Genomic DNA, 12,224 nt, shown 5'->3' with positions numbered 1-12,224 from the left:
AGTATTCAATGTTTGGTAAACTGAAAACGATCGTCATAATTGGCGTTCTGGGCTTTGCGGCCTATTCGTATTTCCTGGCACCGAAATCGGAACAGACTGCTGATCTCGGGCAGGTTCTGGACCGCACCGAATTCACCATCATCCAATACCAAGAGTATTTGGACGCCAACAGCATCGCCGAAGCCTCTGACGAGCAGGTAGATGAATTCACCGGCTATCTGACGCAGGTGATGAACTAGGAGCCGCGGTTTTACGACAAACCGCTGGGTCTGGAAATTCTGTCCGACGCCAAGTTCTCGGGCTACGCCGATCCAAATGCCAACGGCATCCGTGATACGGGTGAAGGTGAGGTTTTCACCATCGAGATCGACGAGGCGAATAACCGCCTGATCGCTACCGACACGACCGGTCAATCCGCTGGCCTGCGGTATTCGGGCGCAGGGTTCCTGGCGGGCGCGCTGATCGGCAACCTGATCAGCCGTCAGCGTTCGGCCGGCATCAGCGCCTCCAGTTTCAACAACCGCACCGTTACCCCGCGCACCAGCTACTCGGCCCCGCGCAGCGCCCGCTCCGGCGGTCTGCGCGCAGGTAAGTAAGAACTGCGCCAACACAACACCCATCAAGGCCCGGCGCATCGATCACGCCGGGCTTTCCAGTTTCTCGGATTTTTTTATGACCGACACTATGACACCACGCTACACGGATCTGCCCCGCCGGCAGGCAATGGTTCTGCTTGGCGCAATCCTGGTTGTTGCCCTGTGTGGCATTGTCTACGAACTGATCATCGGGACGGTGTCCAGCTACCTGCTGGGCAATTCGGTCTATCAATTCTCGCTGACTATCGGGTTTTTCATGTTCGCCATGGGCGTCGGGTCTTACGTGTCCCGCTTTTTCCACGGCAACCTGATCCAGACATTCATCTGGGTTGAGCTGATCCTGGCGCTGATCGGTGGTCTGTGCAGCGTGTCGCTGTTCATGCTCTTTCCATATGCACCTTGGTTCTACACGGTCGGCATGTTCACCTTTATCTCGGCCATCGGATTTCTGGTCGGGCTGGAGATTCCCCTGCTGATGCGGGTTTTGTCGGAGAGCAGCACTGCGCGGGAGTCCATCGCCGATGTGCTATCGCTGGACTATATCGGTGCGCTTGGCGGGTCGGTTCTGTTCCCCATTCTGCTGCTGCCGTCCCTTGGGCTGATCTCATCCTCGTTCGCCATCGGCCTGACCAACGCCATGGTCGCGCTGCTTAGCGTGCTGTGCCTGCGCGACCAGTTGGACGCACCCAAACGGATGCTGGCCTGCGCGATCGGCACCATTGTTCTGTTGTTTGCTCTGACCTTGCTGGCCGGACGTATCACCGCATTTGCGCAAGACCACCTGTATTTTGACCGCATCGTCTGGCGCAAACAGTCGCAATACCAGTCACTTGTTGTCACCAACACCTGGCAAAAGAACGACGTTCGCCTTTTTATCGACGGCCATCTGCAATTCGCCGAAGCGGATGAGTATCGGTATCACGAAGCGCTGGTTCATCCCGTCCTGTCCTGGGGCGAAAAAAACCCCAAATCCGTCTTGTTGCTGGGCGGGGGTGACGGGCTCGCAGTGCGCGAGATCCTGAAATACCCAAGCGTGACGCGCATCGATCTGGTCGACCTTGATCCCGCGATGACCGATCTGGGGCGTAATCTGGCCCCCATCGCCCGTCTGAACGAAAACAGCATGGATGCGTCGTCACTGAACATCCACAACACCGACGCGTTCAACTATGTCAAATCCACGGATCAGACCTATGATCGGATCATCATCGATTTCCCCGATCCCCATAACGAGGCTCTGTCGAAACTCTACTCGGTCGAGTTTTATGCCATGGTTCAGAGCATTCTGACAGCGGACGGTGTGCTGGTCACGCAAAGCAGCTCGCCCTTCTTTTCGCCCCATACCTACTGGACCGTTTCAGAAACCTTGTCCGAGATTTTTCCGAAGGTCGTGAACTATCAGATGTCGATCCCCTCTTTCGGAATCTGGGGATACAATCTTGCTACCAATGATCCAGCATCAACGCTGGGTGACCTGCCCGATACCCTTAAGTTCATTACTCCTAAAGTATTCGCGGCCGCCCAGGTGTTTTCCGATGATCTTCGGCCCAAGCGTGAACTTGCCGTCAACTCGATTTTTGACCCCGGCATCTACCACGAATATTCGCGCGATGTATCCGGCTATTGAGGTACACTGGCAATTGAGTACTTCGGGCACCGTATTCTACGGTTAACAACGTAGAACAGAGTATTGCCCAGTTTCCGCGATCAGCGTATTCGGCGCTGATTGCTTGCGATGCGCCCTATACATCACCCATCTGGCCAATTGCCCGCAACCCGGCTTCGGCACACAGGATGGGTTTTGTCCCAAGAGTTAAACTGGACGGCAGTGTTTCCGCCAAAGTTGATTAACCGGCTAACTTATTAAACTGCTGAAATGGACAGAGCCTGGGGGTGAGTTGACCTTTGCGGATTCTGTTGACCAGTTCGATCCCTGCCAATTTAGACGCCGCAGCCTTGTTCCGACGCTTGGACAGCATGAAACCAAGCGTCTTTCCGGCTTTGTCAACGGCCCGCTACGGGTATTTCCCTTGATCTCAGTTTGGTTCGGTTTCGATCACAGGTCGAAGATCAACTCAATCATTCTGCTTTACACCCTTTGCCCCTCCAGGTCGAAAGCAAAGAATCTGGAAGCTGCGATCCTGCTCCGACGGGATGAGGTTTTGCGCTTTCCAATCACGTGTAGTTCAGTGCGGATTGTGTCTCCGACAAAAACCGGTTATTCGAAGCGCCAGTTCCACCCAGGCGAAGTCAGGTCGCGCCTTGAACTGAGACTACAATCCATCAATCCCTGACGAGATCAATAGCCCATGCGCCACGCGCCATGCCTCCCAGCAGGGTCAAGACCGCAACACACCCTACCCCATAGGCAGATGCAAGTAGCAGGTTACGAAGGGTTATCACCTTCTGTTCGGTGTATTTCATGATGAATGACATGATGCCTCCCTTTTCTATCAGCACACGGGATGAAAGGCGTTCGGGTGTCCCTCGGATATTGACGGACCCGGTTGAATATCACCATCGCTGCAATCGAACGACTACTACCTGACTCACCGGGTTACCGGATCCTACTTTTTCCAACGCGACATAATGGATGAACAGGTGTTGAATGAGCGCCTGGACTTTAACGACGAAAGCATCATCAGGATTGTCCGCAAGGGTTAGTCACGCCCCAAACTGCGGCCCGGGATGCTTTTCAACACCACCCCCGGCGAATTTTCGCCGATCTCTCTGGCTATCTCGCACCGCCTGCGACCCCGTAAAAAAGCGCAACACCGCCAAGTCACGAACATTTCGCAGAATTTCAAAGATGCGCAGAATTTGGGTGTGACCCGGGCCGTGAATTCAACCCAAGGGCATTACAAGGAAGAGACTTTGTGGTAGAATTGCCGCCTGTGGATTCTAGCAATAACGGGTCATCGGCTCGACTAGTCAATTTCTGGACGTCGGGACTACCAAAATGATTCATATCCGTACATTTGGCGGTTTATCAATTTATGACGGGCCGCGCTTGGTCTGTAAGAATTTAGGCCCAATTACGCGCGAGTTGTTCAGCTATCTGGCGGTCCATTCGGATGCGTCCCAGCGCCGGGAGCGTATCGCCGAAATCTTCTGGCCGGAGAAAACGCGCTCACGGTCCCGAGCATCACTCAATACTGCGTTGTGGCGGATCAACAGTTCGCTGAAATCTTCCAACATAGACGATCAGGTCTCCATCGTTCGGGCCAGCGAAGCAGCGGTGGTTATGAACATGGGGTCTGAGGTAGCTCTGGATTGTGCAAACCTTGCACGACAGGTCGAAATCTGCACGATTGCGGCTGCTAAAGGACCGCTTGTGCGTGAGATGCGAAACGAGTTGCAGTGCGCGCTAACCCAGTATTGCGACGGGTTTATGGAAGGTGCGGCAAGTGACTGGGTCATGCGGGAACGGGAGCGGTACCGCTGTCTCTTTGAACGGGGCATGACCATTCTCATGCGGGACAACGCATTATCGGGGCGTCTGGACGAGGCACTGGCTTGTGGATCGATCATTTTGGAAAGCGACGCTCTGAAAGAAACTACGCAACGCGCCGTCATGTGGCTTTATGTGATGAACGGTCAGCGCGGCAAGGCGATTGAGCAATACCTGACACTCAGGCGCAGACTGCGCGAAGAAATAGACGTGGACCCGATGGCAGAAACGACCATGCTCTATCGCTACATCCTCGGCAAAGACAGATCGACTGGACCAGACTTCTGCAGGGACGCACGCTCGACTACCGCCGCGTCCAGCATCAATCAGCGGCTGCGAGAAGTAGGCGCGCAGCGCAACGCAGTTCTCGGCACCATTCTTGAACCCGATCTCGGTGAGCTTTGAACCGATAGGGTTATCGAACCGAACGCTTCCTATCCATCCGTTATCAGAAGCTTGTGAAGCAGCGTTTTCGCTGGCGGAGATCACATAGACCAAAACTCAGCGTTTGAGAGTTGTGTGATGGCTGTGTGAGAGTCAGGCAAGAGCTGGCAAACAGCAACGTGGCCCACGTTGGATTATCGAATAATCCGGTCGTTATAGCGTCGCGCTATCATGGGTGGAATTTCATCCGGAAGCGGAGCGTTCGACGTCATGCGACAGATCCGACCCCCCAACGACGAGATTGATCGTGGCCGTTTATCGGCCCGCTTTCGATCGGCTTCGCGCGGTATGCCTCCCCTGTCAAACCGCAATGTCAAAACTCCCATCAAACTTGATTTCCCCAATCGTAAGGAAGCTCAGCCATGCCCGCAGTCCTGACGTATCCCGGCGTCTATATCGAGGAAATTCCCAGCGGTGTCCGCACAATTGCAGGAGTGGCCACGTCGATAACCGCCTTTCTTGGGCGAGCGTCGAAAGGGCCCATCGATACGCCATTTATCATTAACAATTTCGGCGACTTTGAGCGCAATTTCGGCGGCTTGGGCATCGCTTACCCGATGAGTTACGCCGTGCGCGATTTCTTTGCCAATGGCGGCGGTCAAGCCATCATAGTCCGGGCCTACACTACCGCTGCCGGGGGTGGCTCCGATACTGCTCAGATCGACGCCAATGGATTAACACTTGCAGCTGCAAGCCCCGGCGCCTGGGCGAACAATCTGCGGGTGCGGATCGACCACGACGTGCCGACACAGGCCTCCCCGCACCCGCTGCCATGGGTGGATGCCGAAGGCCTGACCAGCGCTGATCTGTTCAATCTGACGGTGCGCGACACGGTCACGGGTGCGCAGGAGGTTTTTGTGAACCTGACGGTTGCCGAGAGCCAGCGTCGCGTCGACCGTGTTCTTGCCGCACAATCGGCGCTCATCCGGGCACCCAGCCCGCTTGCCGGAGCAATCCCGACGGCGGATGACCCCATCGTGGACCCCGCTACCGTCTGGACAGACGACTCATTATCCAGCCCGGTTTCGACAGATGGCGAGGACAGCGCGTTTCTGACATCGACAACCGATTTCACCGGAAGCCGGGCCGGGAAAACCCGGCTCTACGCTTTGGAAGACGCGGACCTGTTCAATATCCTCTGCATACCGCCCGATACGCGTGGCGGGGATACACCGCAGCCTGTCTACGATGAGGCATTGAATTACTGCGTCGAGCGGCGCGCCATGATGATCGTCGATTCCCCTGCGGCCTGGACCAACGCGTCGGCGGCATCTGGCGGGCTGGCGGCGCTGAATCTCACCGGGGTTCGGGCCCGCAATGCAGCGCTTTATTTTCCCCGTGTAGTCATGTCCGATCCGTTAAGACAGGGTCAGCAGGACACCTTTGCCGCCTGCGGTATCATCGCAGGGGTCTGGTCGCGCACCGATGTCTCTCGTGGTGTGTGGAAAGCCCCCGCCGGTGTCGACGCAGCAACGCGCGGGGTCCAGCGTCTCTCGGTCAAGCTCACCGACGACGAAAACGGGCAGATCAATCCGCTGGGTATCAACTCGCTCCGTGCATTCCCGATTACCGGGCGGGTAGTCTGGGGCGCCCGCACGTTGCGCGGCGCCGATCAACTGGGCGACGAATACAAATATGTTCCGATACGGCGACTTGCACTGTTCATCGAAGAGAGCCTTTACCGTGGCACACAATGGGTCGTCTTTGAACCCAACGACGAACCGCTTTGGGCTCAGATACGTCTGAACGTCGGCGCCTTCATGCGTAACCTGTTTCGGCAGGGCGCTTTCCAGGGCAGTTCACCCCGCGACGCATATTTCGTCAAGGTCGACAGCGAGACCACCACGCAAAACGACATCAATCTCGGCATTGTAAACATCGTCGTGGGCTTTGCGCCTCTGCGTCCGGCTGAATTCGTCGTCCTTAAGATCCAGCAAATGGCCGGCGATATCGAAACCTGATCCGGCAGAAAGGAAATTGCAGGGCAATGGCACAGTTTTCCGTCAATACCGAACGTTTCGACCCCTACAAGAATTTCAAGTTCCGCGTGAAATGGGACGGTCGATATGTTGCAGGCGTCAGCAAGATCAGCGCGCTTGGCAGAACCACCGAGGTCGTCGAACACCGTGAAGGCGGTGATCCGTCTACCGTGCGAAAATCACCGGGCCAGACTAAGTTCGAGGCCATCACTCTGGAACGTGGGGTGACCCACGATACCGAGTTCGAGAAATGGGCGAACAAAGTCTGGAACCTGGGCTCGGGGCTGGGCGCCGAAGTGTCCCTCAGAGATTTTCGCAAGGACATCATCATCGAGCTCTACAACGAAGCCGGGCAGCTTGCGATCAGCTACAACGTGTTGCGCTGCTGGCCTTCGGAATATCAGTCCCTACCCGAGCTTGATGCAACGGCCAACGCAGTCGCGATCCAGACCCTGAAACTGGAAAACGAAGGGTGGGAACGTGATCAGGCCGTAACAGAGCCGACAGAAGAAAGCTTCACAGACCCTGAGGACTAATGCGCAATGTTGCCGCTGACGCCCCGTAAGATTTTGCAGATTTGGGAGGATGGACAAACCGCCGCCCCTTACGCGCGCGCTATGCTGTTACTCGAAGCCGCCGAACCAGACCTGACCCGACAGGATTTAACCCGGCTGCCCATTGGTGAACGCGACGCCCGGCTTCTGCGGCTTCGGCAGGCGGTATTTGGCAACGCGCTGAACAGCCTTGCAGACTGCCCCGGATGCGGTGAACAGCTGGAACTGAGCTTCACGGTTGATGACGTGGCATTACCGCCCCCCGAAACCAGCGGCCCCTGGACGTTTGAGGACGGTGCTTTGGCGGTCAAGTTTAAACTACCAGATACTCATGACCTTGAATCTCTGATACCGGGCGTCGATCCGAGCAAGGCGCTGCTGGCGGCTTGCGTTCGCGACGTGACGATTGACGGTGCCCGCGCTTCGATTGACGCGCTTGATCACGGGCAGCGGGTTGCACTGATCGAGGCAATCGGCGGGGCAGACCCCCGCGCAGACATGAAAGCCGGGATGATTTGCCCCCACTGTGCGCACCAATGGTCGGCGCAGTTCGACATCCTCGCGTTTTTCTGGGAAGAAATAGGGGCATGGGTACGCCGTTTTCTGTGCGAAGTTCACGTACTAGCCCGGGCCTATGGCTGGTTTGAGAGCGATATCCTCGATCTCAGCCCCTGGCGACGAAAGCAATATCTGGCGCTGGCAAGATCATGAGTGATTTCCTCGCCTCCCTTGCGGCTCGCAATCTGGGTCCGCCATCCGAAACACCCGCAGCAGAAGGTGGCAGCGTTCGTCCACGCCCGGCGGCGGCCTTTGAGGCCGAAGGCGCCGGTGTTCCGCCGGAACCTTTGGATCAGCACGAGGACATAGCCACCCCGGTTCGGACCGAGAATCTGGTTGTCTCTCCAACCCCGGTCGCACCCGAACGGCCCGCCCAGCCAGAGCCGACATATGCCAATATCGCCGATCGCTCAGACCTCCCGGAGGAAACCCCGATATCGCCGACGGTCGCACCGGATCCATCTGCCGAGCCGCAGATAGTTGCCCCTGAAACGCCGATAGCGCAGCTTCCAGAACCGCGCCCGGACACAGAAAAACCCATCCTGCAACCCAAGGCCACGGAAGCCCCCCTGCCCACCGTCGCAACAACACCTGAGGCAACGCAAAGCACAGCGGCCGAAAACACCGAAGTTACATCGAAACTCAAACCTGCAGCACCGGAGCCGCCAAAGCCTCCTGAACATGATCGCGCTGCGCCGCAAATCGCAACCGAGCCTGCGCCGATGAAACCTTCGAAGCCGGTTCGACGCGTGGATGCACCGCTCGAACGGATCGTCAGGCAGATGGTTCTTACCCCGAGGCGTGAGACGCGAAACACGGACGAACTCGAAGCCCGGTCGAAACACAACGTTTACCCCGACCGGAATTCGAAAAGCGATCTGTCCGAAGAACCTATTGAACCTGTGCCAAAGTCAACTCAGCCGATCCCTGAGCCAGAAGGCGATGCACGAGACATTGCACCGCTTCGCCCGCGCAGGGTTGTCGAAAACCGGACATCGCCGCTGGCGCCCGTGCCGGATCTTCGTGCGCCGCTCGAGCCAAAAGCCGCTGAAACAACGATCCGGATCAGTATCGGGCGTATTGAGGTCAAGACCGAAGTACCGGAACAGCCAGCCACCGACACCCGACCAAAACGCCCGGCGCCCAAGCTGATGAGTCTCGATGAATATCTTGAAACCCGCAGTTCAGGAGGCGGATCATGAGTACGCCCCTTGCCATTGCTGCAACAACATTGACTCTGCGCAATCTTCTCAACCCTGTTGCAACAGCGGACTACAGTGCACTGCCGATAGATGCGCGACCGCTCAACCAAATCGACATCACAACGCAACCGCCCGATCAGGTCCGGCCTGATGCCACCCGCAACCGCATCAATCTTTTTCTCTACCACACGGAATACAACGCGGCCTGGCGCAATACCGATCTGCCACGTCAGGGTCGTCCGGGCGAGAGGCTCCCGCCGGTGCTGCCGCTAAACCTGTACTATCTGCTCACGATCTATGCCGAGAATGACAATGAGCTGATCGCACAGGTTCTGCTCGGCAATGCCATGCGTATCCTGCACGATCACCCGGTGCTGGGACGGGCCGAAATCGAATCCGCCCTGGAGGATGCCGAACTGGACGAGCAAATCGAGCGTGTCCGCGTGACCGCGTTGACCTATACGCCTGACGAGTTGACAACAATTTGGTCGGGGTTCCAGTCGGAATTTCGACTATCTGCCGGGTACAAGGTTGGCGTTTTGCTGATCGAAAGCGCCCTTCAGCCTTCGGCCGCGCTCCCTGTTCTGCGTCGCGGCGATGCGGATCGTGGTCCGGCCGTTGTCTCGGGTGGTGCACCCAGCCTAAGCCGGATCGACGCCTTTCTGAACCCCGCTTTGCCGACACCACCAGTATTGGCAAAACCGTCCGCAGAACTGGGCGATGTGATCGTGGTCAGGGGCAGCAATTTTTCCGGCGCCACGATGACGGCACGGCTTACCGGCGACAACGGCGTTACTCATAGTCGGCCTCTGATGCCCGAACGCGAAGACAGCACGGTGCGGGTTTCACTGCCTCAAATTACCGAAACCGAAGTATCGCGGGATTGGCCCGCAGGGTTCTATCGGCTCGAGTTTGAGGTCACGCATTCCGATGCGCCCTCGTGGACGACCAACCGCCTGACTTTTGCGCTTGCCCCGCAAGTCAGCAGTCTGGTGCCGGCCAGTCAGCCTGAAGCTGCCCAACCTTTCGCGCTGACAATCACCTGCACGCCTCAACTGCAATCGGACCAGCGTGTTGTGGTTCTTCTGGGCGACCGCGCGCTGACCCCTTCTCCCGGGTCCATCGTGACACCGGCCGATCCGGACGCACCCAGTTCCGTAACCGTGACTGTCGACAATCTGACGCCGGGCGACCACGTGGCCCGGCTGCGGGTCGACGGGATTGACAGCCTACCGGTTGAATCGTTGGCCCTACCACCCGCGTTTGATGCCGCTCAGATATTGACGATAGCGCCATGAGCAACACCACCGACAATACCGCCACAAAGCCAACTGCCGTCGCCCCGACGACCGAAGACTGGCATTTGGCTAACGACGCTTATCTGTCGGCCGCAATTGCTCATCTGCGGCTGATGCTGACGGCCTTTGCGGCAAAACAGCATAAGGTCGCCGAAGCGCCACGCGGCAGCAACCGTTGGACTGCCATTTTCGGCGACCGCTCCGAGACCGCCCCAAAACCTCCGCCAGCGCCAAGCCAAAGCGATATCGATCGCGCCGCGAGCACCCGCGCCAAGGCCGAAGCGGACATCAATGGCGAGCCTGCGCTGCACCTGTTGGGTGATCGGTTCGATCTGACCGAGTTCGAGCGTGAAATCCTTCTGTTATGCGCAGCTGTCGAGCTCGACACCCGAATGGCCGGGCTTTGTGCAGCAGCGCAAGGAGATGCGGCGCGCGATTACCCGACTTTTGCTTTGGCTTTAGCGTTGTTTGACGATCCCGCATGGGACGTCCTGTCTCCGCTCCGACCACTGCGCTATTGGCGGTTGCTGGAAATCTCGCAATCCGACAACAGACCATTGACGATCAGCCCGTTGCGCGCCGACGAGAAAGTAACCAATTTCCTCAAGGGACTGACATATCTCGACGATCGTTTGTCGCCCCTGCTGCTGCCGTTTGATGATATAACGCGCGGGGCCTTACCAGCGTCGCAGGAAGTCGCTGTGACAAGGGCCGTTAATCTGATGCGCCCGAATGGCGAAGGCCGCCCATCCTCGGTTCAACTTGTTGGTTCCGATCCCGCCAGTCAGCAAATGGTCGCGCAGCGCGCGGCGCGCGCGCAGGGGCTGACACCCTGCAGAATGCCCGCAGGGCTTCTGCCGCGCAAACCCGATGAGCTGGAACGGCTTGCCCGGCTCTGGCATCGCGAAAGCCTTCTGATGCCGATTTCGCTCTATCTGGACACCCATGTCGATAGCGGTGAGTCCCCAGCGTCAAACCCACCGATTGCACAGTTCATTTCGCGCAGTGGGGGCGTTCTGGCGATCGGGGTTCGCGAAGGCCAAGGTGACCTCGGCCCGATGGTCGAAGTCGAGCGTCCCACCGCAACGGAACAAGTCGCGCTTTGGTCCGACGCAATGCCGGATGCGGACCCCGAAGTGATCACACGGATCACGGCCCAGTTTGATCTCAATGCTCCCACAATCCGGCGCATTGCCCGGTCTGCGCAAGCGGGCAACGGGGCATCCGATACGCTTTGGAAGGCTTGCATCGAGGATACGGTCCCTGGCCTGGATCGCCTGGCCGAACGCATCCGACCGGTCGCGCATTGGAATGATATTGTATTGCCGGACGCAGGAATGTCTCTGCTGCGACAGCTGTCGGCACAGGTCGCGCGACGGGCCAAGGTTTACGACGACTGGGGTTTCCGGGAACGCACGAACCGCGGCTTGGGCATAAGTGCGCTTTTTGCAGGTGACAGCGGTACCGGCAAGACGATGGCTGCCGAAGTGATCGCCAATGCGCTCGACCTGCGGCTCTATCGGATCGATCTGTCTGCGGTTGTGTCCAAGTACATCGGCGAGACTGAGAAGAACCTGCGTACACTGTTCGATGCGGCGGAAGGCGGCGGTGCGATCCTCTTCTTCGACGAAGCCGACGCGCTGTTTGGCAAACGATCCGAAGTGCGTGACAGCCATGATCGCTATGCAAATATCGAAACCAGCTATCTGCTCCAGCGGATCGAGAGTTTCAGCGGCTTGGCGATCCTGTCGACAAACATGCGCCGGGCGCTGGATGCCGCGTTTCTGCGCAGGCTGCGTTTCGTGGTCAATTTCCCCTATCCCGGCCCCTTGCAGCGCCGCGAAATCTGGCGGCGCGCCTGGCCGTCGAACGTGCCGCTCAGCGACCTCGATTATGACCGGTTGGCTCGCCTGAATCTCTCGGGCGGCAACATCGCGACTGTCGCGATGAACGCCGCCTTCATGGCGGCTGAGACTGAAGAACCGGTCACAATGCCGCTGGTCCTGACTGCTGCACGCGCCGAATACGAGAAACTCGAACGACCGGTGAATGACACGGACTTCACCTGGCGTGAAGCACCGAAGATCAGGGAGGTGCAGGCATGAGGGCCGAGATAACGATTGATCATTTGGTCTTGGACTG

Annotated in this window: 9 protein-coding genes; all 9 read left to right on the top strand. The window is 57.9% G+C overall.

Annotated elements, in window-relative coordinates; genetic code table 11:
- Positions 1-8: 8 nt before the first annotated feature.
- The 9 genes from ACR0IK_RS18115 (at position 9) to ACR0IK_RS18075 (ending at position 12,187) form a co-directional block, all read left to right on the top strand.
- On the top strand, positions 9-239 hold the full coding sequence (locus ACR0IK_RS18115; protein WP_480642595.1) for a hypothetical protein: 231 nt from the start codon (positions 9-11) through the stop codon (positions 237-239).
- A gap of 433 nt (positions 240-672) precedes the next feature.
- Positions 673-2,223 carry a polyamine aminopropyltransferase gene (locus ACR0IK_RS18110; protein WP_480642594.1) on the top strand — a complete coding sequence of 517 codons (1,551 nt, stop codon included), beginning with the start codon at positions 673-675 and terminating at the stop codon, positions 2,221-2,223.
- Between the two features lie 1,332 nt (positions 2,224-3,555).
- Positions 3,556-4,452: an AfsR/SARP family transcriptional regulator gene (locus ACR0IK_RS18105; protein ID WP_480642593.1), complete on the top strand. Its 897-nt coding sequence runs from the start codon at positions 3,556-3,558 to the stop codon at positions 4,450-4,452.
- A gap of 401 nt (positions 4,453-4,853) precedes the next feature.
- Positions 4,854-6,452 carry a phage tail sheath family protein gene (locus ACR0IK_RS18100; RefSeq protein ID WP_480642592.1) on the top strand — a complete coding sequence of 533 codons (1,599 nt, stop codon included), beginning with the start codon at positions 4,854-4,856 and terminating at the stop codon, positions 6,450-6,452.
- A 26-nt stretch (positions 6,453-6,478) separates the two neighbouring features.
- On the top strand, positions 6,479-7,006 hold the full coding sequence (locus ACR0IK_RS18095; protein ID WP_480595058.1) for a phage tail protein: 528 nt from the start codon (positions 6,479-6,481) through the stop codon (positions 7,004-7,006).
- 6 nt (positions 7,007-7,012) lie between these two features.
- Positions 7,013-7,735 (top strand): T4 family baseplate hub assembly chaperone, encoded by a 723-nt coding sequence (locus tag ACR0IK_RS18090; RefSeq protein WP_480642591.1) that lies wholly within the window; start codon positions 7,013-7,015, stop codon positions 7,733-7,735.
- Positions 7,732-8,784, top strand: a complete 1,053-nt coding sequence (locus ACR0IK_RS18085; protein ID WP_480595067.1) for a hypothetical protein — start codon at positions 7,732-7,734, stop codon at positions 8,782-8,784. Before ACR0IK_RS18090 ends, ACR0IK_RS18085 begins: the two co-directional genes overlap by 4 nt.
- Complete coding sequence (locus ACR0IK_RS18080) at positions 8,781-10,082, top strand: Pvc16 family protein (protein ID WP_480642590.1); 1,302 nt, start codon at positions 8,781-8,783, stop codon at positions 10,080-10,082. Before ACR0IK_RS18085 ends, ACR0IK_RS18080 begins: the two co-directional genes overlap by 4 nt.
- Positions 10,079-12,187, top strand: coding sequence for an ATP-binding protein (locus ACR0IK_RS18075; RefSeq protein WP_480642589.1), 2,109 nt, complete (start codon positions 10,079-10,081; stop codon positions 12,185-12,187). The genes ACR0IK_RS18080 and ACR0IK_RS18075 overlap by 4 nt, the downstream gene beginning before the upstream one ends.
- Positions 12,188-12,224: the final 37 nt, after the last annotated feature.

Source organism: Ruegeria sp. BF7, assembly GCF_056538605.1.
This window is presented reverse-complemented; position numbering and strand designations above follow the sequence as displayed.